This window comes from Nocardioides sp. Leaf374, assembly GCF_916862475.1.
Lineage (GTDB): Bacteria > Actinomycetota > Actinomycetes > Propionibacteriales > Nocardioidaceae > Nocardioides > Nocardioides kribbensis.
Genome location: NZ_CAKASO010000039.1, coordinates 1 through 23,845 on the forward strand (window position 1 = coordinate 1; position 23,845 = coordinate 23,845).

At 75.1% G+C, this 23,845-nt stretch carries 19 protein-coding genes; 4 read left to right on the forward strand and 15 right to left on the reverse strand.

The genetic code is table 11. From position 1 onward, the window contains the following. Positions 1-93 precede the first annotated feature (93 nt). Entirely contained in the window at positions 94-687 is a 594-nt protein-coding gene (locus LPA27_RS15445; protein ID WP_228943011.1) for a TOMM precursor leader peptide-binding protein, read from the forward strand. A 793-nt stretch (positions 688-1,480) separates the two neighbouring features. On the opposite strand, the gene LPA27_RS15450 is transcribed toward LPA27_RS15445, so the two are convergent. The 6 genes from LPA27_RS15450 to LPA27_RS15475 all read right to left on the reverse strand — a co-directional run bounded on the left by LPA27_RS15450 (position 1,481) and on the right by LPA27_RS15475 (position 5,206). Next, positions 1,481-1,645 (reverse strand): hypothetical protein, encoded by a 165-nt coding sequence (locus tag LPA27_RS15450; protein ID WP_165699038.1) that lies wholly within the window; start codon positions 1,643-1,645, stop codon positions 1,481-1,483. 82 nt (positions 1,646-1,727) lie between these two features. After that, entirely contained in the window at positions 1,728-1,991 is a 264-nt protein-coding gene (locus LPA27_RS15455; RefSeq protein ID WP_056864013.1) for a hypothetical protein, read from the reverse strand. A gap of 32 nt (positions 1,992-2,023) precedes the next feature. After that, positions 2,024-2,188 (reverse strand): hypothetical protein, encoded by a 165-nt coding sequence (locus LPA27_RS15460; protein ID WP_165699037.1) that lies wholly within the window; start codon positions 2,186-2,188, stop codon positions 2,024-2,026. Between the two features lie 72 nt (positions 2,189-2,260). Then, positions 2,261-2,581 (reverse strand): WhiB family transcriptional regulator, encoded by a 321-nt coding sequence (locus tag LPA27_RS15465; RefSeq protein ID WP_056864012.1) that lies wholly within the window; start codon positions 2,579-2,581, stop codon positions 2,261-2,263. A 146-nt stretch (positions 2,582-2,727) separates the two neighbouring features. Further along, positions 2,728-2,964, reverse strand: coding sequence for a hypothetical protein (locus LPA27_RS15470; RefSeq protein ID WP_228943012.1), 237 nt, complete (start codon positions 2,962-2,964; stop codon positions 2,728-2,730). Between the two features lie 202 nt (positions 2,965-3,166). Continuing rightward, positions 3,167-5,206, reverse strand: coding sequence for an ATP-dependent DNA helicase UvrD2 (locus tag LPA27_RS15475; RefSeq protein WP_228943013.1), 2,040 nt, complete (start codon positions 5,204-5,206; stop codon positions 3,167-3,169). A gap of 99 nt (positions 5,207-5,305) precedes the next feature. Here LPA27_RS15475 and LPA27_RS15480 point away from each other — a divergent pair, with 99 nt between their 5' ends. After that, positions 5,306-5,551 (forward strand): mycoredoxin, encoded by a 246-nt coding sequence (locus LPA27_RS15480; RefSeq protein WP_056864009.1) that lies wholly within the window; start codon positions 5,306-5,308, stop codon positions 5,549-5,551. Between the two features lie 30 nt (positions 5,552-5,581). Here LPA27_RS15480 and nudC read toward each other — a convergent pair whose 3' ends face one another. After that, positions 5,582-6,496, reverse strand: a complete 915-nt coding sequence (gene nudC / locus LPA27_RS15485) for an NAD(+) diphosphatase (protein ID WP_056903766.1) — start codon at positions 6,494-6,496, stop codon at positions 5,582-5,584. 64 nt (positions 6,497-6,560) lie between these two features. Here nudC and LPA27_RS15490 point away from each other — a divergent pair, with 64 nt between their 5' ends. Then, positions 6,561-7,652 carry an FAD-dependent oxidoreductase gene (locus LPA27_RS15490; protein ID WP_228943014.1) on the forward strand — a complete coding sequence of 364 codons (1,092 nt, stop codon included), beginning with the start codon at positions 6,561-6,563 and terminating at the stop codon, positions 7,650-7,652. Here the strand turns inward: LPA27_RS15490 and LPA27_RS15495 are convergent. Continuing rightward, a complete protein-coding gene (locus LPA27_RS15495) occupies positions 7,636-10,920 on the reverse strand; it encodes an ATP-dependent helicase (RefSeq protein WP_228943015.1) in 3,285 nt (1,094 codons plus the stop codon). The two genes, LPA27_RS15490 and LPA27_RS15495, sit on opposite strands and share 17 nt — an antisense overlap. Further along, on the reverse strand, positions 10,917-14,177 hold the full coding sequence (locus LPA27_RS15500; RefSeq protein ID WP_228943016.1) for an ATP-dependent helicase: 3,261 nt from the start codon (positions 14,175-14,177) through the stop codon (positions 10,917-10,919). Before LPA27_RS15500 ends, LPA27_RS15495 begins: the two co-directional genes overlap by 4 nt. 140 nt (positions 14,178-14,317) lie before the next feature. Between LPA27_RS15500 and LPA27_RS15505 the strand changes: the two genes are divergently transcribed. After that, complete coding sequence (locus LPA27_RS15505) at positions 14,318-15,964, forward strand: alkaline phosphatase D family protein (protein ID WP_228943017.1); 1,647 nt, start codon at positions 14,318-14,320, stop codon at positions 15,962-15,964. Between the two features lie 78 nt (positions 15,965-16,042). Here the strand turns inward: LPA27_RS15505 and LPA27_RS15510 are convergent, their stop codons facing one another. The 6 genes from LPA27_RS15510 to moeZ all read right to left on the reverse strand — a co-directional run bounded on the left by LPA27_RS15510 (position 16,043) and on the right by moeZ (position 23,660). Then, entirely contained in the window at positions 16,043-18,991 is a 2,949-nt protein-coding gene (locus LPA27_RS15510) for a M14 family zinc carboxypeptidase (protein ID WP_228943018.1), read from the reverse strand. 189 nt (positions 18,992-19,180) lie between these two features. Continuing rightward, positions 19,181-19,849 (reverse strand): lysophospholipid acyltransferase family protein, encoded by a 669-nt coding sequence (locus LPA27_RS15515; RefSeq protein WP_228943019.1) that lies wholly within the window; start codon positions 19,847-19,849, stop codon positions 19,181-19,183. A gap of 27 nt (positions 19,850-19,876) precedes the next feature. Beyond that, positions 19,877-20,215 (reverse strand): MGMT family protein, encoded by a 339-nt coding sequence (locus LPA27_RS15520; protein ID WP_056864004.1) that lies wholly within the window; start codon positions 20,213-20,215, stop codon positions 19,877-19,879. Between the two features lie 63 nt (positions 20,216-20,278). Next, a complete protein-coding gene (locus LPA27_RS15525) occupies positions 20,279-21,205 on the reverse strand; it encodes a hypothetical protein (RefSeq protein WP_228943020.1) in 927 nt (308 codons plus the stop codon). Positions 21,206-21,332: 127 nt separating this feature from the next. Continuing rightward, the gene (locus tag LPA27_RS15530) at positions 21,333-22,235 is read right to left on the reverse strand and encodes a hypothetical protein (protein WP_056903760.1); all 903 of its coding nucleotides are present in this window, start codon (positions 22,233-22,235) and stop codon (positions 21,333-21,335) included. A 207-nt stretch (positions 22,236-22,442) separates the two neighbouring features. Beyond that, positions 22,443-23,660, reverse strand: coding sequence for an adenylyltransferase/sulfurtransferase MoeZ (gene moeZ / locus LPA27_RS15535; protein WP_056864001.1), 1,218 nt, complete (start codon positions 23,658-23,660; stop codon positions 22,443-22,445). Positions 23,661-23,845: the final 185 nt, after the last annotated feature.

The following is a 23,845-nucleotide window of genomic DNA, read 5'->3' on the forward strand; positions in this document are numbered from 1 at the left end:
CGAGCACGCGACCGATGGCCGCGGTCTCCGCCTCGCACAGCTGGGGGAACTCGTGGGCCACGTGGCTGACCGGGCAGCCGCTCGGAGGCCGTGGTGGCGGTCGAGGGCGGTGACACCGTGCCGGTGGCGGCCACCGACCTCGCCGTGCGACTGCTGCGCGAGGCGGGGGCGGGGGTCGCCGGCCCCGGTGAGGCCCGGGGAGCCGGCGGGGGCCGGGCCCGACGGGCGGACGCCGCACGAGCCCCGGCGACCAGCCCCGACGTCGTGCTCCGCCTCAGCGCGGGCCCCCCGGCCCGGGCCGGTCTCGACCCCCTCCTGCAGGAGGCGCAGCCGCACCTGCTCGTCGTCGGTGGCCCCGACGGCGTCGTCGTCGGCCCCTTCGTGGAGCCGGGGGTCACCGCCTGCCTGCGGTGCGTCGACGCCGCCCGGGCCGAGCACGACCCCCGGCGCGGGCTCGTGCTCGAGCAGGTCGCCGCCGCGCCGGCACCGGTCGCCCCGCTCGACCCGGCCCTGCTGCACCTCGCGGTGTCGTGGGCCGTGCGCGACGTCGTCACCTACCTCGACGGCGGCACGCCGTCGACGTGGTCGACGACGGTCGAGGTCGACGAGCTGCTCTCCTGCCGGAGCCGTCGCTGGCTGCGGCACCCGCGGTGCGGCTGCTCCTGGGACGGCGCGCAGGTGGGCTGAGCGGGACGTCGTCGGTGAGTGGCGGGGGACGGCACCGTCGGCGGCCCTCGACCCGTCGGGTCCCGCCACTTCCCGGGCCAGCCGGCCGGCGACGGCACACAGCCCCGCCCGGCGGGATCCGGCGCTGGCGGCGCCCGCAGTGACCGAACGTGCGGCAAGTGGCGGAAGACGACACCTCCAGGCGCCCTCGACCCGTCGTATCCCGCCACTTCCCGGGTCAGCCGGCCGGCGACGGCACACAGCCCCGCCCGGCGGGATCCGGCGCTGGCGGCGCTCGCGGTGACCGAACGTGCGCGAAGTGGCGGGAGACGACACTCCCGGCGGCCCTCGACCGGTCGTTTCCCGCCACTTCTCAGGCCGGCCGGCCGGCGAGACACAGCTCCGCGCGGCGGGGCCGGCGCTCACGGTGAGCAAACGTGCGCGAAGTGGCGGGAGACGACACCTCCAGGCGCCCTCGACCGGTCGTTTCCCGCCACTTCTCGGGCCGGCCGGCGACGGGACACAGCCCCGCCTGGCGGGGGCCGGCGGCGGCGGCGCTCGCGGTGACCGACTGTGCGTAGTGGCGGGAGACGACACCTGCGGCGGCCCTCGACCGGTCGTTCGCCGCCACTTCTCGGACGGGCCGACCGGCGACGTGACGCAGCCCCGCGTGGGGCCGACCGGTGCTGGCGGCGCTCGCGGGGACCGACCGTCCGAGGCGGGGTGCCCGAGACCTCCACCGACCACTCGAGCACCGACGGGGCACGACGTGACGATCCCGAGGACCGTCCGGGCCCGCGCCCGGCCGGGGCGTCTACCAGTGCTCGGAGTCGAGCTTGCCCTCCAGGGCGCGCAGGTGGCGACGCGCGCAGGTCACGCAGAGGTCTTGGCGGCGTCCGCGCTCGAACGACACCGTCCAGGCCAGCAGCCGCTGCGGGTCGTCCTCGACGGTGCCGCACAGGTCGCAGGTGGTGCTCATCCCCCGACCCTAGACCTGTCGCACGCGCCCGAGCCGGGCACGACGAGGTCGTGCCCGGCTCGGGTCGGTGTGCCGCGTGCGCTCAGAGCGCGCGGGCGAGGGCGAGGCGCGCCTGCTGGGCGGCCGCCTCGGAGCGGCGGGCCAGCCGCTTGGCCTTGGCCAGGCGCTGGTCGCGGCGGGTGTGCGCCTCTCCCAGGCGCTCGGACATTTGTATGCGTGCCAGTTCTTCGTGCATGAGATTCATCGTGGTGCTCCGGTTCGGGTCGCTGTGGGTGTCGGTGCGGGGGTCGGCGTGGCTGCCTGCGCGGATCGCGGCGTCGAGCCGGGTCGTGGTCGGGGTGGTCATGGTCGTGGTGCCTCCTGGTCGGGTCGGTGCGCTCAGAGCGCGCGGGCGAGGGCGGTGCGGGCCTGCTGGACGGCGCGCTCGGCTCGCCGGCTGCGACGGTGCACCCTGGCCAGCTCGTGGCCGCGGCGCTGACGCTGCGCCTCGTCGAGGCGGGAGGTGACCTGGGCTCGGGCCAGGTGGTCGTTGAGCGGGTACATCACGGGATCCTTCGGGTCTCGGGTGGTGCCGGGTCGTGCGGACGGGGTGGAGCAGGACGGTGCCGGCGGCGGTCAGGCCGCCACCTCGCTCTTGCGAGGACGGCCGCGGGGCCGCTTGCGGGGGATGACGACGCCCTGGAGGAAGAGCTCGCCGCCCCAGACGCCCCAGGGCTCGCGCCGCTGCAGCGCACCGTCGAGGCAGAGGTGCCTGACGGGGCAGCTGCCGCAGAGGGCCTTGGCGTGCTCGACGTCCTGGGGGGTCTCGGCGAACCAGAGCTCGGGGTTGTTCGTGCGGCACGGCATGAGTGCGTCGTCGACGTCGACGGCGCGGTCGTGCAGCAGACCGAGGGTGGGCTCGACCGTCTCGTGGCGGTGGAGGTCGCTGATGGTCATGTGTGTCACCTCCTTGTCCTTGACCGGTCGCTGGGTGGTGCAGGGGTTCGTGGGGCCCGGGGTTTCCGGGGTCCTGGGGGAATGCAAAAGGCCGCGGATCCCGGGTTACGGGTTCCGCGGCCTGGAGGCTGCCGAGCTGTCGAGGATCAACAGGTCGGTGGACTCCAGGCGAGGACACCCGGGATGAAGGCGTGGCCGAAGGCCAGATCGCCCGCGACGACGCCCTGGCGCTCGGCGGCGACGGACACGACGGCGGTGGACACGGCGGCGGAGGACACAGTGGTCCCCTGGGTCGACGCGGTGAAGGCGATCGTGCGGCCGCAGACGGGCAGGGCGGAGCGGGACGGGGTCTGAGCCGTCATCCAGAGCTTGGTGCTGGCCATCGGGGCCACCTCCTTCGGTGCGTCGTGCGCCGGCTTCGTCAGGGCCGTGGTGCGCTGCTGGTCGTGTGGTGAGGAAACTACCGGGCTGCTCCTGTAAGGAGCAAACCATTTTATGACTATTTCCCGGTTTTCTTCCGCGGCCCGCTGATCAGGGCTGCGGGGGCGCCCACGAGGGGGCTGCCGAGGGGCCGCGCGGGGCGGGTCAGGAGAGCAGGGCGAGCACGTCCTCGCCGTACTTCTCCACCTTGGACCGGCCGATCCCGCTGATGCGCAGCAGCGCCTCAGGGGTGCTCGGGCGCAGCTCGGCGACCAGCTGCAGGGTGGCGTCGCTGAAGACCACGAAGGCCGGCACGCTCTCCTCCCCCGCCCGCTCACGACGCCAGTCGCGCAGCCGCTCGTAGAGCGCCTCGTCGTAGGAGGCGGGGCAGTCGACGCAGCGACCGGTCTTCTTCTCCGCCGCGGTCGACAGCGGCTGTCCGCACTCACGGCACGTCATCGCCTTGCGGGCGCGGCCGGGCCCGCCGGTCGGGCGCGACTGGTCGGGCAGGAGCGGGTCGAGGAAGCGCGAGGGCTTGCGCGAGGGCCGGCCGCCGGGGTTGCGGGCCAGCGACCACGACAGGCTCAGCTCCGCGCGGGCGCGCGTCATGCCGACGTAGAGCAGGCGGCGCTCCTCTTCGACCGCCTCAGGGGTCTCGGCGTAGGTGATCGGCATCGTGCCGTCCTGCAGGCCGCACAGGAAGACGGCGTCCCACTCCAGGCCCTTGGCGGCGTGGAAGGTGGCCAGCGTGACCCCGTCGGCCACCGGCGCGTGCTGCTCGGCCGCACGGCGGTCGAGGTCGTCGACGAAGGCCCCGAGGGAGGCGCCGGGCTGGCCGGCGTGCTCGGCGGCCTGGTCGACGAGGGCCTGCCACGACTCCCACCGGTCGCGGGTCTGCCCGCGGGCGGTGGGCGGCTGGTCGGTCCAGCCCATCGCGGCCAGCGTGGCCCGCACGACCTCGACGATCTCGTCGGGGTCGGTGACCTCGGCGCTGGAGCGGGCGGTGCCGCGCAGCCGGGTGACGGCCTCGCGCACCTCGGGGCGGTCGAAGAACCGTGCCGCGCCGCGCACGACGTAGGGGATGGAGCGCGCCGAGAGCGCCTCCTCGTAGGCCTCGGACTGCGCGTTGATGCGGAAGAGCACCGCGACCTCCGACATCGGGTGGCCGCTCTCGCGCAGCGCGAGGATGCGGGCGGCGGTGGCCTCGGCCTCGGCGACCTCGTCGGGGTGGGGGGCGTAGCGCACGGCGGCGCCGCCCGGGCGCTGGGCCTGCAGCGAGACGCCCTCGCTGCCCGACCCGGCCAGCAGCGTGTTGGCCGCGCCCACGACCTGCGGCGTGGAGCGGTAGTTGCGCACCAGCTCCACCGACGTCGTGCCGGGGTGGCGCTGGGGGAACTCGCGCAGGTAGCGCGCGTCGGCGCCGGCGAAGGAGTAGATGGTCTGGGCGGGGTCGCCGACCACGCACAGCTCGTCACGACCGCCGAGCCACAGGTCGAGCAGGGCCGACTGCAGCGGCGAGACGTCCTGGAACTCGTCGACGACGAACCACTTGTACTGCCGGCGCACCTGGGCCGCGACCCGCTCGTCCTCGGCGAGCAGCCCGGCCGTGAGCAGCAGGATGTCCTCCATGTCCATGCGGCCCTGCCCGCGCTTGACCTCCTCGTAGCTGGAGAAGATCCGTCCCACGGTCTCGGCGTCGTGGCCGGTCACCGTGCGGCCGCGCTGGGTGGCGACCCGGGCGTAGTCGTCGGGGTGGACGTTGCTCACCTTGGCCCACTCCACCTCCGAGGCCAGGTCGCGCAGCAGCGCCTGGTCGGCGTTGATGCGGTGGCGTCGCGCGGCGCCCGCGAGCAGGGGGATCTTCGACTCCGTGAGCGCAGGGAGCTCGGTGCCCTGGACCTGGGGCCAGAAGTAGCGGAGCTGGCGCAGCGCGGCGGCGTGGAAGGTGCGCGCCTGGACTCCCCCGGCGCCCAGCACCCGCAGCCGCTGGCGCATCTCCCCCGCCGCGCGGGTGGTGAAGGTGACCGCCAGGACCTCGGTGGGCACGTAGACCCCCGAGGCCACGCCGTGGGCGATGCGGTGGGTGATGGCCCGGGTCTTGCCGGTGCCCGCGCCGGCGAGGACGCGCACCGGTCCGCGCAGCGTCTCGGCGACCTGGCGCTGCTCGGGATCGAGGGCGTCGAGGAGGTCGGCGGGGCGGGTCACGAGGGGAACAACTCCTGGGGCAGGCTGGTTGACGACAGGTACGACGACGCCCGCCTCGGGCGTCGTGACCACCCTAGATGTCGGAGGCGACAGTCCCAGATGAGCTCGTTCACGATGTACTCCACCCCCTGGTGCGGCTACTGCCACCGCCTCAAGAGCCAGCTGGACCGTGAGGGCATCTCCTACGACGTCGTCGACATCGAGCAGCAGCCCGACGCGGCGCTGATCGTGGAGCAGGCCAACAACGGCAACCAGACCGTGCCCACGCTGGTGTTCAGCGACGGCACGTCCCAGACCAACCCCTCGCTGGCGCAGGTCAAGGAGAAGCTGGCCGCGCTGGCCTGAGCGCGACGGCGGACCACCCGCCCGGCCGGCTCACCACTGGCCGGGCAGCGGCCCGCCGTACCAGTGCTCCACGAGGGAGCGGCTGATGGAGACCCCGCCGGGCAGCACGAGTGTGCCGGCGCGGGTCTCCTCGAGCATCTGGGCGCGGGTGAACCAGCGCGCCTCCTCGATCTCGACCTCGTCGACCTCGATCCGCGTGCTCGTGGCCCGACCCACGAAGCCCACCATGAGGCTCGCGGGCATCGGCCAGGGCTGGTTGCCGAAGTAGGACACCTCGCCCACCTCGACCCCGGTCTCCTCGGCCACCTCGCGGCGGACGGCGTCCTCGAGGCTCTCCCCGGGCTCGTAGAAGCCCGCCAGGGTCGAGAAGCGTCCGCGTGGCCAGACCCGCTGGCGCCCCAGGAGGCACAGCTCGTCGTCGGCACCGGGCTCGCCGTGGGTGACCAGCATGATCACCGCGGCGTCGGTGCGGGGGAACTGGGTGCGCCCGCAGCGAGGGCAGGTGAGCTCGTGCCCGGCGGCGCGAGGCTCCAGCGGGGTGCCGTCGCGGGGGCAGAAGCGGGTCACGGCCAACCACTCGGCGATGCCGAGGGCGTGGAAGAGCAGCGGGGCGTCGGCGCGCGACTCCGGGGCGTCGCCGGCCAGCAGCGGGAGCAGGTCGCGCAGCCCGGCCCACCCCGGCTCGTCGGGGTCGGGACGGTCGGTGACCAGGGCGAACCACGCCCGGTCGTCGCGCTCGCCCAGCAGCACCCGCAGCCCGTCGGGCGTCTCGTCGGGCCGCACCCAGTCGATCCGGCCGCCCCGCGGGCGCACCTGCGCGCCCGCCACCACCAGCACCCGGGTCGCCGGGTCGGCCCACTGCTGCTCGAGCCAGGCCTCGTCACGTCTGCGCACCGACGCCCGGTCGTGCGCGTCGACGGTCAGCAGCGTGTGGGGAGCGGTCACGCAGCGACCCTAGGCCGCCCGGACAACCCGGGAAGCGTCGGGCCCGTCGCGGCGTTCTCCCGACATGGCAGCGCCCGGGACCCTCCTCGACGCGGTGGTCGTGGGCGCCGGCCAGGCCGGCCTGTCGGCCTCCCACCACCTGCGCCGGCTCGGTCTGCGCCACGTCGTCCTCGACGCCGAGACCGCGCCCGGCGGTGCCTGGCAGCACCGTTGGGACACCCTGACCATGCGCGACGTGCACGGCGTGGCCGACCTGCCCGACTCCCCCGCGCCGCGGCCCGGCGAGGAGCGCGCCAACGTGGTCGTGCCCGCGTGGTTCGCCGCCTACGAGCGTGAGCAGGCCCTGCCCGTGGTGCGGCCGGTGCGTGTCGAGCGCGTCGAGCCGGCCGACCCCGACGACCCCGGCGGCCCGCTGCGGGTCGTGGCCGGCGACCGCACCTGGACCACCCGCACCCTGGTCAACGCGACCGGCACGTGGAGCCGACCGTTCTTGCCCGCCTACCCCGGCGCGCGGACCTTCCGCGGGCTGCAGCTGCACACCCACGACTACCGCGGGCCCGAGGCGCTGCGCGGGAGGCGCACCGTCGTCGTCGGCGGCGGGGCCTCCGCGGTGCAGCTGCTCGGCGAGCTCGCCCCGGTCACCGACACCCTGTGGGTCACCCGCCGCCCCCCGGTCTGGCGCACCGACGACCTCACCCCGGAGGCCGGCCGCGCCGCGGTCGCCCTGGTCGAGGAGCGCGTACGCCGCGGGCTGCCCCCCGCCAGCGTGGTGAGCGTGACCGGGCTGGCCCTGCGGCCCCAGGAGCGGGCAGCGGCCGCGCTCGGCGCCTACGAGCGACGGCCGGTGTTCCGCAGCATCGAGCCCGACGGGCTCCGCTGGGCCGACGGGTCCTTCGAGCCGGCCCAGGCCCTCCTGTGGGCCACCGGCTTCCGCGCCGAGCTGTCCCACCTCACGCCCCTGGGTCTGCGCGGCGCCGGCGGCGGCATCGCCGTCGACGGCACCACCGTCGTGACCGATCCGCGGGTGCAGCTGGTCGGCTACGGGCCCTCGGCCAGCACCATCGGCGCCAACCGTGCCGGGCGGGCCGCCGCGCTCGCCGTGCTGCGTCTGCTGCGGGGCCGGGAGGCCGGGGCCGCGCTCACCGCGACGGGCTGAGCAGCGCCTCCAGCTCCTCGCGGCCGGGCAGGTCGACGGGCTCGACCACGCTGCCGGTGCGCACGAGGTAGAACGCGGCGCGCACCTGCTCGGGCGCCACGCCGTGGAGCTCGGCCCAGGCCAGGCGGTAGAGCGCCAGCTGCAGCGGGTCGGTGGCCTCGGCGCGACCGGTCTTCCAGTCGACCAGCAGCCAGCCCCCGTCGGGCTCGGCGTAGACGGCGTCGATGCGCCCGCGCACGACCTGACCGGCCAGGACCAGGGCGAAGGGGGCCTCCACCTGGTGGGGCACCCGGGTGGCGAAGGGACCGGACTCGAAGGTCGCGACCAGCGCCTCGAGGTCGGCGTCGTCGTCGATGCCGGCGTCGGCGCGCCCGGGGAGGTCGCCGTAGTCGAAGAGGTCCTGCTGGCCGAAGCGCGCCTCGACCCAGGCGTGGAAGCGGGTGCCGAAGCGGGCCGCGGCCGAGGGCGGGCGCGGCATCGGACGGGCCAGGTCTCGCGCGAAGGCCTCGGGGTCCTCGCGCAGCCGGGAGACCGCCGTGGCCGACAGGCTCGAGGGCAGCGGGACCGCGACGTGCTCGGAGCGGTCGCGCCGGGCCTCGGCGAGCAGCCGGTCGAGCTCGGCGTCCCACTCCGCGACCCGGGCCGCCTCGATCATGTCGAGGCCGAGGTCGGGCGCGCCCACCACGGCCGTGCGCACCCGCTCGGCCGCCTCCCGGCGCAGGGCTGCCTCGCGGCCCACGGCGGTGCTCGGCCACGGGCGCGACGGGTCGACCGCGTCGTAGGGGTTGGGGTCGCCCTTCGCGGGCTTCTCCCGCCACGGCCGCGGCGGCTCGCCCCAGGCCTCGACCCTCTCGGCGACCACCCGCTGGTAGGCCGACGGTCCGAAGGGGGTCGTGCGGGAGGTCCAGCAGTAGCTGGTGACCGACAGCACGTGCGCGGCGCGGGTGAAGGCGACGTAGCCCAGGCGCAGCTCCTCCTCGGCGTCGTGGGCGCGTGTGGCGGCGCGGTAGGCGTCGAGGGCCGCCTTGTCGTGGCCGGCGAGCTGCGGCAGGTCGGGAGCGTCGCCGCGCAGCGGGGCGGGCAGCACGCTGGGCGAGGAGGTCCACAGGGTGCGTGAGCGGTTGGAGGGGAAGCGGGTCTCGCAGACCCCGACGAGGAAGACCGCGTGCCACTCCAGACCCTTGGAGCGGTGCACCGTGAGCAGCTTGACCGAGTCGGCCAGGGTCGGCGTGGCGACGTCGAGGCCGTTGCCCTGGTCGTCCTCGGCGGTGAGGTAGGCCAGCAGCGCCGGGAGGCCCACGTCGCCGTCGACGGCCTGGAAGTCGGCCACGGCGCGCACGAAGAGGTCGAGGTTGTCGCGCCGTGAGAGGGCGGCCGGGTCGACGGCGGAGGCGAGCTCCACGTCGACGCCCGTGAGGTCGACGATGCGGCGCACGACGTCGAGCAGGGGCTCGCCGACGTGCGAGCGCAGCAGGCGCAGCTCCGCGCCGAGCAGCGCGAAGCGCTCGCGGGCCTCCGCGGAGAACGGCAGGTCGCCGGGGTCGGCCAGGGCGTCGTCGAGGCAGGCCACCTCGGCGGGGTCGATGCCGTCGGCGATGTCGAGCAGGTGGTCGGTCACCGAGCCGGCCTCGGCCCCCCGCCCGCCCCGGCCGGCGATCTCGTCGGCGCGCTGGCCCAGCAGGCGCAGGTCGCGCGCCCCGATCGCCCACCGCGGCCCGGTGAGCAGCGTGAGCAGCGCGGCGTTGGCGGTCACGTCGTGGAGCAGGTGCAGCACCGCGACCACCTCGGCCACCTCGGGCAGCCGCAGCAGGCCGGAGAGACCGACGATCTCGACGGGCACCCCGGCCCCCGACAGGGCGTCGAAGACCTCGGCGGCGTGGGCGTTGTCGCGGGTGAGCACGCCGATGTCGCTCCAGGTGGTGCCGCGCTCGCCGCCGTGGACCGCCTGCACGTCCTCCACGAGGCGGGCCAGCTCGTCGGCGTGGGTCTCGAGCACCTCGGCGCCCACGACGCCGGGCTCCGCGCCGGGTTTGGCCTGGAGCGGCTCCACCTGGTCGTAGCGCTCGTACAGGGGGGCCGCCAGCGCGTTGGCGACCTCGAGGATGCGCGCGTCGGAGCGCCGGTTGACCGTCAGCGGCAGCACCGGCACCGCGCCCCCGCGTGCCGCGGGGAAGGTGTCGGCGAAGTTGAGGATGTTGGAGACCGACGCGCCGCGCCAGCCGTAGATCGCCTGGTTGGGGTCGCCCACCGCGGTGACGGCGTGCCCTCGGCCGCGGGCCTCGTCGGGCCCGGAGAAGAGCCGGGAGAGCATGGTCGCCTGCGCGACCGAGGTGTCCTGGTACTCGTCGAGTAGCACGACCCGGAAGGCCGCCCGCTGCGCGAGGCCCACGTCGGGCTGCTCGCTGGCCAGCCGCGCCCCCAGCTCGATCTGGTCGGAGAAGTCCATCAGGCCGAGCTCGGCCTTCAGCCGGCGGTAGCCGGCCACGAGCTCCAGCAGCTCGCCGCGACGGTCGATGGCCGAGAGCGCGGCCTCGACGGGCTTGCGGTAGGTCGTGCGGTCCTTGCCGGCGCGCTCCGCGGTGAGGGCGGCCGCGAACCCGGCTCGGGCCTCGGCGTCCACCCGGCGGACGTCGTCGGGGCCGACGAGGTGCTCGCTCATGGCGCTGTCGAGGGCGAGGAGGTTCTGGATCGCGGTGGGCGGGTGGTCGGTGAGCTGGTGGATGTCGCCGGTGAAGCGCTCCACGACCCGGGCGCCGAGCTGGTAGCGCGCGGCATCGGTGACCACGCGGGTGTCGGGCTCGTGGCCGATGCGCAGGCCGTGCTCGGTGAGCAGGTTGGCGGCGTAGGCGTTGTAGGTGAGCACGCTGGGCTCCAGGACCTCCTCGACGGCGTCGTCGTCGCGCGCGCCGCCCCGCGGCAGCGGCTCGTCGAGCACGCCCGCGGTGCGCAGCGCGGCCCGGATCCGCTGGCGCAGCTCGCTGGCCGCCTTGGTGGTGAAGGTCAGGCCCAGCACCTGCTCGGGGCGCACCTGCCCGGTGACGACGAGGTAGACCACCCGCGCCGCCATCAGGGTGGTCTTGCCCGACCCGGCGCCGGCGATGACGACGCCGGGGGCCAGCGGGGCCGAGATCGCGGCCCACTGCTGGTCGCTGGGCGCGTAGTCGGTCTGCATCACCCGCTGCAGGTCGGCCGGGGTGTCGATGCGCAGCGGCGCACTGCCCGTGCCGGGTGTCGGGGGGATCGGGGGGATCGGGGGGATCGCGCTCACGAGGCGGTCACCGCCCCGGCGCCCTTGATCGGACAGATCGCGACGAAGTCGCAGTCGCGGCAGTGCTGCCCCACCACGGCGGGGAAGGACTCGCGCCGCAGCATCACCGCGCCGTGGGCGAGCTTGTCGCGCAGGGCCTCGCGCCCCCGGCTGCCGGCGGGCTGGGGGTCCTGCGGCTGGACGACGGCGTGCTCGGTGTCGTCGAGGGCGCCCAGCTGCACCAGCTCGGCACCGCCGGCGACGCCGTGCCCGTCCTCGGGCAGCACCGCGTCGACGGCGCCGCTGTCCACGGCGTACTGGTAAAGGGCGAGCTGCACGTGCTCCTGCACCGAGGAGGTCGAGGGGGCGGTGCGTCCGGTCTTGAGGTCGACCACGACGACGCGCCCGTCGTGGTCGAGCTCGAGACGGTCGGCGTAGCCGTTGAGCAGCACCTGCTCGCCGTCGGGGAGGTCGACGACGGTGGAGAAGCGCGCCTCGGTCCGCAGCAGCCGCCGGGCGTTGGTGTGATGCCAGCGCAGGAAGCGCGCCAGCGCCACCCTCACCCGGGCGTGCTCGCGCGCCCGCGACCACGGGGTGCGGAACTCCAGGCGGCCCCACACCGCGTCGACGTGGGTCATCAGCAGGTCGACGTCGTCGGGCCCCGCCGCCAGCTCACCCGTGGCGACGCGCTCGGCCAAGGCGTGGAGCATCTTGCCCAGGTTGGCCGACTGGTGGGAGCGGGCCGCTCCCCCGGCCTCGCGCTCCAGGAACCACCGCATCGGGCAGGTCTGGAGGGCCTCGAGCACGCTCGCCGAGATCGGCACCGGCCGGTCGGGGTCGCGCACCGGCTGCACCGAGCGGGTGGCGGCGCGGGTGCCCCACCAGCTCGCGGGATCGGCGTGCGGGGCGAGCGGCCGGGTGCCGGCGCTCTCCCCCGCGAGCCGCGCCAGCCGTCGCGCGGCGGCGTCGCGCAGCGCGGGCGTCGTCGCGGGGTCGGCGACGGTGCGTCGCAGCTCGCTCACCAGGCCGTCCATCGACAGCGGGCGCTCGGGTCGCCCCACCACGGCCTCGACGCTGACGCCGAGCTCGTCGAGGAAGCGGGAGGGCTGCTCGCCGTCGTCCTCCGGGGAGGCGACGGCGGTGACCACGAGCCGCTGCCGCGCGCGCGTGCAGGCGACGTAGAAGAGGCGACGCTCCTCGGCCAGCAGCTCGCGCGCGGAGACCGGCGGCACGAGCTCGCCCTCGCCGATGCGGTCGGCCTGCAGCAGGGTGGTGCGCCGCCGCAGGTCGGGCCAGGCGTCCTGCTGCACGTGGGCGACCACGACCAGGCGCCACTCCAGCCCCTTGGAGCGGTGGGCCGTCAGCAGCCGCACGGCGGCGCCCCGGGTGCCCTGCTCGGCGAGGGTGTCGGCCGGGATCTCCTGGGCCACCAGGGTGGCGAGGAAGGAGCGGACGCCGCGGTGGTCGCGCTGCTCCTCGGCGCGCGCGGCGACGTCGAAGAGGGCGCACACCGAGTCGAGGTCGCGGTGGGCGCGACGGGCCGGGGCCCCGCCCTGCTCGACCGCGCGTCGCAGCCGGGCCGGCCAGCCCGTGCCCGACCACAGCCCCCACAGCAGCTCCTCGGCGCTCACGCCGGCCTCGAGGTCGTCGCGGGCGGAGGCGAGCAGCGCGTGCAGGGCCCGGGCCCGGGTGACCTCGCCCCCCTCGAGCCCGTCGAGGAACCCCCGCTCGACCAGGGCCAGCCGCACCAGCTCCCGGGAGGGGCGGGGCGCCCGGTCCTCGGCCAGCGCCCGGTGCTTCTCGCGCACCCGCAGCTGACGGCCCAGCCGGCGCACGTCGCCGGCGTCGAGACCGCCCAGCGGCCCCACGAGCAGCGCCTCGACCCGGCCGGGGTCGAGGTGGTCGGGCGCGGTGGGGTCGGCGACCTCCAGGTCGACCACGGCGCGCAGCGCGTCGAGCAGCGGCAGCACCGCGGGGTCGCGCACGAGCGGCACCTCGTCGCTGGCGACCTCCACCGGCACCCCGGCCGCTCCCAGCGCCCGGCGCAGCGGGGGCAGCGAGGTGCGGCCCGAGCGCACGAGCACCGCCATGTCGTCCCACGCCACGCCGTCCTCGAGGTGCGCGCGCCGCAGCAGGTCGGCGAGGTGCTCGGACTCGGCGCGGTCGGTGTCGAAGGTGCGCACGACGACGCGGCCCTCGCCGAGCCGACCCGGCTCGGCCACCGGGTGCAGGAAGGCCTCGCGGGCCTGCTCGTCGATGCTGCCGGGGAGCCCGAGGCGCCCGGCGACGCGCTGGGAGGCGACGAGCAGCCGCGGGCCGAAGCGTCGGGTGGTGCGCAGGGCGACGACCTCGGCCGGGCTGCCGTCGCGGCGCGGGAAGCTGGTCGGGAAGTCGAGGATGCCGCGCACCTCGGCGCCGCGGAAGGCGTAGATCGACTGGTGCGGGTCGCCCACCACGGTGAGGTCGCGACCGTCGCCGGCCAGCGCCCGCAGCAGCGCCACCTGACCGGGGTCGGTGTCCTGGTACTCGTCGACGAAGACGTGGGAGAAGCGGCGCCTCAGCTCCTCGCGGTGCACCTCCGCCTCCAGGGTCGCCCGCCGGATCAGGTCGGAGTAGTCGGTGGCGCCCTGGGTGTCGAGCACCGTGAGGTACTGGTCGAGGAAGAGCCCGGCCGCGGTCAGCTCGGGGGCGCCGTGCACCTGCCCGAGGCGCGCCAGCTCCGCGCCGTCGAGACCCTTCTCCCGGGCCCGCGACAGCACGGCGTGCACCTCGCGTGCGAAGCCGCGGGTGCCGAGCGCCCGCTGCAGCCCCTCGGGCCAGGCCACGGCCTCGGGGGTCGGCACCAGGAGCTCGCGCAGCACGACGTCCTGCTCGGGGGCGCTCAGCAGACGCAGCGGGGCGTCGTAGAGCTCCGCCGGCGCGTACTGCCGGATCAGCGCGTAGGCGAAGGAGTGGAAGGTCGAGCTCAGGCTCGTCGCCATGGTGCGCCCCAGCCGCGCCGTGACCCGGTCGCGCAGCTGGTCGGCGGCCTTGCGCGAGAAGGTCAGCGCCAGCACCTCGTCGGGCCGTGCCCCGTCGTCGACGCGTCGCACGATCGCCTCGACCAGCGTCGTGGTCTTGCCCGTGCCCGGCCCGGCGAGCACCAGCAGCGGCCCGCCGGCGTGGTCGACGACGCGCTGCTGCTCGGCGTCGAGACGCGGCACCGGGGCCTCCGCGTGCTCGTGCACGAGGTGGTAGCGCGGGGTGGCCGGACGGTCCGGGCGGGGCGGGCGGGTCACGGGCCCCATCTCAGCACCCGGCGCCGACAGCCGTTCGCGCGCCCGCCCCCGACCCGTCACCACCGGGCCACCGCCAGGGCCCCGGGGGTCGACAGCGTGAGCCGCGCCGACATCCGCACCACCCTCTCGGGAGCACCCAGATGAACGCCTCACCCCGCCCTTCCCTCACCGGGCCCGCCCTCACCGACCCCGCCCTCACCGGCCCCACCCGCCGCGCCGTCGTGGGCACCGCCCTCGGCGCCGGCGTCGGGCTCACCGCCACCCTCACCGGCACGCTGGCCCCCGCCGCCTGGCTGCCCGGGGCCGCCGCCGCCCCGGCCCGGCCGCTGAGCCGCGACCCCTTCACCCTCGGCGTCGCCTCCGGCGACCCGCTGCCCGACGGGGTCGTCCTGTGGACCCGGCTGGCCCCCGAGCCGCTGGCCGCCGACGGCCTGGGCGGCATGCCCGCCCGCGAGGTCGCGGTGCGGTGGGAGGTCGCCACCGACGAGCGCTTCCGCCGGGTCGTGCGCCGCGGCGTGGCCCGCACCGGCCCCGACGCCGGCCACAGCGTCCACGTCGAGGTCCAGGGCCTCTCGCCCGCCCGGCCCTACTGGTACCGCTTCGCGGCCGAGCGGTGGGTCTCCCCCGCGGGCCTGACCCGCACGGCCCCGGCGTACGACTCCTCGCCGGCCTCGCTCAGCATGGCCTTCGCCTCCTGCTCGCAGTACGAGCACGGCTTCTTCACCGCCTACCGGCGCCTGGCCGAGGAGCAGCCCGAGCTGGTGCTGCACCTCGGTGACTACCTCTACGAGTACACGAAGGACGACTACGTCGTGGCGCCGGGCAACGTGCGCGACCACGAGGGCCCCGAGACCGAGACGCTGGCCGGCTACCGCCAGCGCCACGCGCAGTACAAGACCGACGCCGACCTGCAGGCCGCCCACGCCGCAGCACCCTGGGTCGTGGTGTGGGACGACCACGAGGTCGACAACAACTGGGCCGACGAGGTGCCCGAGAAGCCGGCGGTGCCGCAGCCGGGCTTCCTGGCCCGTCGCGCCGCCGCCTTCCAGGCCTACTACGAGAACATGCCGCTGCGCCGCACGTCGGTGCCGCAGGGCATCGACCTCCAGCTGTTCCGCCGCGTGCAGTGGGGCGACCTGGCCACCTTCCACATGATGGACACCCGTCAGTACCGCGACGACCAGGCCTGCGGCGACGGCACCGCGGTCGACTGCCAGGAGGCGCTCGACCCCTCGCGCACCCTCTGCGGCGACGCCCAGGAGCGGTGGCTCGTCGAGGGCCTCACCGCCTCCACCACCACCTGGGACCTGCTGGGCCAGCAGGTCTTCTTCGCCCGCCGCGACTTCACCGCCGGCCCCACCCGGTCGCTGTCGATGGACGGCTGGGACGGCTACGCCCCCGCCCGCCAGCGCCTCGTCGACGCCCTGCCGGCCGACGCCAACACCGTGGTGCTCACCGGCGACGTGCACCGCCACTACGCCAACGACGTGCTCGCCGACTTCGACGACCCCGACTCGGCCGTGCGCGCGGCCGAGCTCGTGTGCTCCTCGATCACCAGCGGCGGCGACGGCTCCGACACCACCGCCGCGACCGACACCCAGCTGCGCGAGAACCCGCACATCAGGTTCGCCAACAGCCAGCGCGGCTACGTCATGACCGAGATCGGCCGCGACAGCCTGCGCGCCGACTTCAAGGTCCTGCTCTACGTACGCCGCCCCGGCGCCCCGGTGTCGACGCGGCAGTCCTTCGTGGTCGAGGCCGGCCGCCCCGGCCTCCAGCAGGCCTGAGCGCACGCGCCGGGAGCCGGCACCCCGCGTGGGGTGCCGGCTCCCGGTGTCCTGCCTGCGTCGCGGTGCGCGCCCGGGTCAGGGCAGGCGCACCACCACAGTGCGCGAGGCGCTCCGCTCGACCTGCTCGGTGGCCGGGAAGACCGCCCGCAGCACGTGACGACCGCGCCCCAGGCGCACCGTCACCTTCTTGGAGCCCTCGTCGGCGCGGGTGATCCGCACGGTGCGCACGACACCCTCGCCGCGCTCGCGCAGCTGCACGGTGCCCACGGCCTCGCCGAAGTTGAAGGACAGCCGCACGGTGGCCGAGGCCTTGACCGTGCCGGCCTTGCGCGCGGTGAGGCGCGTGGTCGACGTCGCCCTGGCCGGCGCGACCTCCTCGCCGGCGGGGGCGGCCCAGAACAGGCCGCGGGCGGCCTGGCTCAGCCCGCCCTTGGGGTGGGTGCGGAAGAACACCGAGGTACCGAAGACCATGCCCCTGGCGCCGCTGGCGGCCTCACCGGAGATGACCGAGGCCTTGCCGGCCGCCTCGGCCGGACCGCCCACCGGGCTGCCCTCGGCCGTGGGGCGCCAGTGACCGGCGAGCAGCGGGTCGGCGGCGTAGGTCTGCTCGGCCGTCGTGCCCTCGCCGAGGTCGGCGAAGGACAGCGCGGGGTAGATGAACGACGCCTCCTGCGCGTACGGCGCGAGCGCCGAGCCGGCCGGGGTGTCGACCGCGACGATCCCGTTGCCGGAGCGGTTGCCGGCGACCGGGGTGGCCGAGACGAGGCCGAGCAGCGCGGCGGCGTTGTAGCCGGCCGTGCCGCGCCCCACGACGCCGTGGCCCTCGTCGAGCCAGGCCTGCAGCGCGGCCAGGCCGGGCGCCTGGGCCTCGGTGAAGCTCAGCGCCCCGCCGACCCAGAGCACGTCGGCGTCGGCGAGCACGGAGGCGTCGGTGGCCAGGTCGGCCGCGGTGACCGGCACGAGGTCGTCGAAGCCGAGCTCGAGCAGCGAGAGCTTGTCGTCCTGGGTGCCGGTGTAGGCGATGGTGAGGTCGTCGAGCCCCCGGGTGGCCTCGTCGTCGAGGGCGTCGAGGTCGGCGGCGCGGGCGCGGGTGAAGCGCACGCCGAGGTCCTCGGCGACGACGGCGGCGGCGGCGCGGTCCTCGGGACCGACGACCGCGGAGCCGTCCTCGAGCATGGAGACGGTGACGCCCTCCTCCAGCAGCGCGTTGAGCGCCTGGAAGTCGGCGACGCCCGCGACGTCGAGCACGAGGTGCCGGCCCTCGGCCGGCACGGACCCGGTCGGGGTCGCGTCGGTCAACGGCGTGGTGGCACCGAGGGGCGCGTCGGTGGTGAGGCCGACCTTGTCGACGGTGGCACCCCACAGGTAGGAGTAGCTCCAGGCGGAGATGTCGTACATCGACGGCACCTTGTCGGAGATGTCGGAGCCCAGGTCGAGCAGCACGTTGGCCATGCCGCGCAGCGGCTGGTGCATGTCGACGACGTAGGAGCCGGCGGGGTAGGTCGTGCCGTCGACGGTGGTGGCGCGGTCCAGCGTGCCGACCTCCACGCCGTTGAAGAGCAGCTGCTGCACGACGCGGGCGGCGTCGCTGCGCGAGCGCTGGGCGGCGCCGACGGGGATGACGTAGGCGCGCGGGAGCACGACCGGGTCCTGGTCGTCGACGGAGTCCCACAGCTCCTTCCACTCGTCGGGGCCCTCGACGGCGTCGACGGTCTCGGTGGTCAGCGACTCCTTGGGGGCGCCGGCCGCGCCACGGCGGAACATCTCGATCTGGTTGGCCAGCATCGCGTCGTCGTTGGCCACGACGTAGTCGACCATCGACTCCATCGTCTGCTTGGCCACCGCGGTGTTGATGACGGCGTCCTCGGGTGTCGTCACCGACGCGAACGGCGTGCCGGGGGTCGAGGTGCGGCCCTTGGGCAGCTCGACGGTGCTGGTGACGGCGCCGTGGAAGGCGGCGTACTGCGCGGTGAAGATCGGCGGGAAGTCGTCCCAGCCGTCGGGGGTGTCGCGGTAGGGGATCTTGATCTTGCCGGTGTTCTCGGTGGTGTCGTCGTCGGTCGCCGGGTCGTAGTAGGTGTTGCCCGGGATCTCGGCGGCGACGACGTCGTCCTCGACCTGGCGCGCGACGGCGTAGCCGTGCGGGATGAAGAGGTCGTACTCGTAGTTCTCGCCGTGCGGCGGGCCGCAGGGCTCGACCTGGAGCACGCCGGTGTAGCCGTGGAAGTCGGCGGCGTAGAGCGCCTGGAGCGCCTGCGCGGTCTTGACGAAGGAGAGCGACTCGGGGGTCTTGCTGGTGATCATGTCGCGGTTGGGGTCCAGCGAGAGCGCCGTGGCGCGGGTGGCCTTCGTGCGCCCGTCGGGGTTGAGCGAGAGCGAGAAGTAGAGCCGGTGGCCGGCCAGCATCTCCCCGACCTCCTCCTGGGGGGCGGCGACGAGGTCCTCGATGACCTGCATGGCCGCGTCGGTGCCCTCCCACTCGTTGCCGTGGATGTTGGCGCTGAACCAGATCGGCGTCTTGTAGCCGGCCGCGAGGTCGGCGTCGGCGGCCGCGGCCTCGGGCGCGGTGCGGATCTTCTCGCGCCACGCGGTCTGCTGGGCGGTCTGGGCCTCGGTCTCGGGCGCGGTGAGGGTGACCAGGTAGAGGTCGCGGCCCTCGGTGGAGGTGCCCACCAGCTGGGTCGAGATCCGGTCGCTGGAGGCCATCAGCTCGTTGAGGCGCGGGGCGAGGTCGGAGTAGGAGATGGTGCCGTTGACCGTGGTGGCGTCGGGCACGGTCGGCGTCGGCTCCTCCAGCGTCGGCTGGGCGGGGTACGACGAGGGCATCGTGATGGGCTCGCCGAACGACTCGGCGGCCGCGGCGAGCTTCGCGGCGGCCGCCGTGCTCGGGCGCGCGGCGCTCTGGTCGGGGGTGACGCCCCGGCCGCCGGCGGCGGACGTCAGCGCGGAGGACCCGCTCGGGCCCGAGGGCTCGGCGGTGGCAACGGGGGCGAGGAGCGCGAGGGTCGTCGCAGCGACAGCCATGGTGCTCAGGCTCGCGAGGGTGCGGTGGCGCAAGGGGATTCGCTTCCTGTCGTGGGGGCCTCCGCGACAGGAGGTCGTCGCGGTGGATCGTCAGAATGTCTGACGATCTTCAGCGAACCGTGTCCTGAAACACAACGGTTACCGTCTGTCCGTCATGTGGACGGGCGTTCCGCCAGGCGGACCCCGGAGTCAGGCCGGCGCGGTCCGCTCGTTGTAGGCCCCGGCCTCCTGCTGGCCCGAGAGGGCGGCCACCGCACTCATGACCTCGTCGGTGAGCTCGCGCCGGGCGCGACCCGACGACATCCCCGCGAACCGGTCGCCGGCGACGATCGGCTCCCCGAAGCGCACCGTCACCCGGGCCAGGCGCGGCCAGGAGCTCCCCACCGGCTGCAGCCGGTCGGTGCCGACGAGGCCGACCGGCACCACGGGCGCTCCGGCGGTCAGCGCGAGGTGGGCCACCCCGGTGCGCCCGCGGTAGAGCCGGCCGTCGCGTGAGCGGGTGCCCTCGGGGTAGAGCCCGAAGGCCTCGCCCCGACCGAGCACCTCGAGTGCCACGTCGAGGCTGGCCAGGGCCGCCCGCGGGTCGTCGCGGTCCACGGGCAGCATGCCCAGACCCTCGAACCACGCCCGCTGCGCGCTCCCCCGCAGCCCCGTGCCGGTGAAGTAGTCCGACTTGGCCAGGAAGACCACCTTGCGCGGCGCGGTCACCGGGATGACGACGGAGTCGATGAAGCTGAGGTGGTTGCTGGCCAGGATCACCGGGCCCGAGCGCGGCACGTGGTGGAGCCCCTCGATCCTCGGCCGCCACACGGCGCGGGCCAGCGGGGGGACGACGGAGTGGAGCACGCGGTAGAACACCTGGCCAGTGTCGCGGTTACCGGCCGGTCAGCCGATCCGGTGTCCACCGGAGCCACCCGGCGGCCTCCAGTACGCCGAGGCCAGCTCGACGCGCAGCGCACCGGCCCCCGTGCTGCGGGTCGGGGTGCCCTCCTCGCGGTAGCGCGCCACGGCCTCCCCCTGGTGGCTCGGCGGCAGCGTGCCGTCGGCGCGCACGACGCGCCACCACGGCACCGGACCGCCGTGCTGGGCCATCACGTTGCCCACCCGCCGCGGGCCGAAGCGTCCCACCGCCTCGGCGATCGAGCCGTAGGTGGTCACCCGCCCGGGCGGCACCTGCTCGACGCAGGCCAGCACGGCCTCGACGTAGTCCTCGGGATGGTGCACCCCGCCATTGTCGCCCGCCGCCGGTCGGGCCCGGACCGGACCCGGGTCAGGCCCGGGTCGGCCTCACAGCGGCGGACGGAAGGGCTCGGTGCCGGGGGCCAGCCGCAGACCCTCGATGCCCGACGTGCGCCGGGCGAAGGCCAGCTCGCGGGCCAGGTCGCCCAGGCCGTTGGTGCCGGCCAGCGGCGCGAGCGCGATCGTCGACAGCGTGCCGAAGGCCCGGCCCTCGGCGTCGAGGAAGCCGCTGCCCGAGTCGCCCGGCACACCGGGCGTCAGCGTCAGCACGTCGGAGCTCCACGGGCTGGTCGCGCCCAGCGACGTGCCCACCTTGGGCGAGAGCAGCGTGGTCGGGCGCAGGCTCGACTGGCCGTAGCTGCGCACCACCTCGCCGGCCGCCGGGGAGGAGTCGGCCAGGCCCACGGGGCCGCCGGAGAAGGGCACCGACGGGTTGACCTCGGGCACGTCGGCGGCGTCGACCTTCACCAGCGCGAAGTCGTTGAAGGCGCAGGCGTCGGCGTTGCTGGTGCCCGCGGCACGCATCGCCCGCCAGGAGGAGTAGGCCAGGCGGCCGCGCCCCAGCGTGGTGCCGCCCCCGGCGAGCGTGGCGCCGGTCGCGAAGCGCACCCGCGTGCCGAGCGGCACCGAGGCGGTGCTGCAGCCGTCGGTGTCGGTGGCCTCGCCGAGGCCGGCGCAGTGGGCGGCGTAGCCGACGTAGACCCCGCCCCGGGCGTCGGTGAAGACGAAGTTGCCGGTGCACTGCGCACCGGAGGTGAACATCTGCACGCCGGGGTGGATCGTCGCGGTCTCCGCCGGCGCCCAGGAGGTGACCCGCGCGCGCCGGTCGGCGGCCTCGGCGCCCGGGGTGGCCACCAGGCCGGCGACCAGGGCCAACAGCGCCAGCAGCGCCAGCAGGGCCAGCAGGGGACCCGCCGCGAGCGCCGGGGCGAGATCGGGGCGGGAGGGGCGCAGGCTCGCTCGGGAGAGGGACATGACCCCCCAACGAGCGACGACCCCGTCCGGCTACGCGGACGGGGTCGTCGGATCGGCGGCGGCTGGCCGCCTCAGGGCACCGGCCTCAGGGCACCGGCCTCAGAGCACCGGCCTCAGAGCACCGGCCTCAGAGCACCGGGTCGAAGGGCTCGGTGCCGAGCACGAGGTCGAGGCCGTCGATGCCGGAGTGCTGCTGGGCGAAGGCCAGCTCCTTGGCCAGGTCGCCGATGTTGTTCGAGGCCGGGAGCGGCGCCAGGCCGAGGGTCGACAGCGTGCCCACCGCGGTGCCGTCGGCGCTGAGGAAGCCCGACCCCGAGTCGCCGGGCACGCCCGGGGTGACGGTGTAGAGCGGGTGGGTCCAGCCGTCGGTGGCCGGGTCGTCGCCCAGGCTCGCCCCGGTCTTGGGCGAGAGCAGCTCGAGGCCACCGCGCAGGCTCGAGTTGCCGTAGGAGTGGACCCGGTCGCCGGCGGCGGTGCCGTCGGTGTCGATGCCGGTCGGGCCCCCGAAGAACGGCACCGAGGGGTTGACCTTGCCGACGTCGGCGGCGTCGACCCGTACGAGGGCGAAGTCGTTGTAGGCGCAGGTGTTGGCGTCGCTGGTGCCGATGCGGTCCATGGTGTCCCACGAGGAGTAGGCCAGGGTGCCGGCGCCGAGCCGGGTGCCCTCCCCGAGCAGGCTGCCGCCCTCGTTGAAGGTGACGCGGGTGCCCAGCGGCAGCGAGTCGGCGAGGCAGCCGTCGGTGTCGGTGGCCGCACCGGTGCCGGCGCAGTGGGCGGCGTAGCCGACGTAGAGGTTGCCGGCGGCGTCGTCGAAGACGAAGTTGGAGGTGCACTGGGCGCCCTCGGTGTACATCTGGGTGCCCGGCGTGATGGTGGCCTCGGCGGCGGGCGCGAAGGCGCCGGGGTCGGTCTGCGCCGACGCGGTCGTCGAGGTGGCCAGGGCGGTGCCGAGCGCGGCGCTGCCGAGCAGGGCCACGGCGGCGGCCCGGCGCGAGCCGGGGCGGGTGGTGCGGGGGGTCGGGGTCCTCATCGGGCTGGGTGCCTCCTGTGGTGGGTCGCGGCCACGCGGAGGTGACCCACGACACGGTTGGGTACTCCTCCAACGACCCTGGCCCGTCCGGGTCACGCGCCTGGCCCGGACGGGCCGGGCGGCCCTGGGGTCCGCACGCGCAGCGGCGCCCGTCCCCGGGCCGGGGACGGGCGCCGCTGCAGGCTCACCCGGCAGGTGCGCCGGCGGTCAGTACGACGGCTGGCTCGGGTCGATCTGGTTGACCCAGGCGACGACCCCGCCGCCCACGTGCACGGCGTCGGAGTAGCCCGCGCCCTTGACGATGGCCAGGGTCTCGGCCGAGCGCACGCCGGACTTGCAGTGCATGACGACCTGCTTGTCCGACGGCAGCTGCTCGAGGGCCGAGCCGTTGAGGAAGTCGCCCTTGGGGATCAGCACGGAGCCAGGGATCCTGTTGATCTCGTACTCGTTGGGCTCGCGCACGTCGACCAGGACGAAGTCGCGGCTGCCCTCCTCGCGCTCCTTGAGCATGTGCTCGAGCTGGGTCACCGAGATGGTCGACCCGGCGGCGGCGTCGGCGGCCTCCTCGGAGATGGCGCCGCAGAAGGCGTCGTAGTCGATGAGGCCGGTGACGGTGGGGTTCTCCCCGCACAGCGCGCAGTTCGGGTCCTTGCGCACCTTCAGCTTGCGCCACTCCAGCTCGAGGGCGTCGTAGATGACCAGCTTGCCGACGGCGGGGTCGCCGATGCCGGTGAGCACCTTGATGGCCTCGTTGACCTGGATCGAGCCGATCGCGGCGCAGAGCACGCCCAGGACGCCACCCTCGGCGCAGCTGGGCACCATGCCCGGCGGCGGGGGCTCGGGGTAGAGGCAGCGGTAGCAGGGCGCCTCGGCGCTGGTGCCGTCCTCGAGCCGGGCCTGGGGCCAGAAGACCGACGCCTGGCCGTCGAAGCGGTAGATGGAGCCCCACACGTAGGGGATCCCCAGGAAGTACGCCGCGTCGTTGACCATGTAGCGGGTGGCGAAGTTGTCGGTGCCGTCGACGATGAGGTCGTAGCCCTCGAAGACCTGCATGACGTTGTCGTTGTCGAGGCGCTCCTCGTGCAGGACGACCTCGACGTAGGGGTTGGCCTCGGCGATCGACTCCTTGGCGGAGACCGCCTTGGACTTCCCGATGTCGGACTGGGTGTGGATGATCTGGCGCTGCAGGTTCGACTCGTCGACCTCGTCGAACTCCGCGATCCCGAGGGTGCCGACACCGGCGGCGGCGAGGTAGAGCAGGGCCGGGCTGCCGAGGCCGCCGGCGCCGATCACGAGCACCTTGGCGTTCTTGAGGCGCTTCTGCCCCGTCATCCCCACGTCGGGGATGATCAGGTGGCGGCTGTAGCGGCGGACCTCGTCGATGGTCAGCTCGGGGGCCGGCTCCACGAGAGCTGGGAAGGACACAGGGGCTCCTCGGACGGTCGGTGGTGGACGAGGGTCAGAACGCTTCGACGCCCATGCGTGTTCCCGGCCATGCTCCCGGCCCGGTGGGCGGCTGCCGCGCCGCGTCCCGTCATCCGGACCGAGGTGACCTGCGGGTAGCATCGCGCCCTGCACGAGTGCGGCGCCGGGCGCCGCGGGACCTCAGC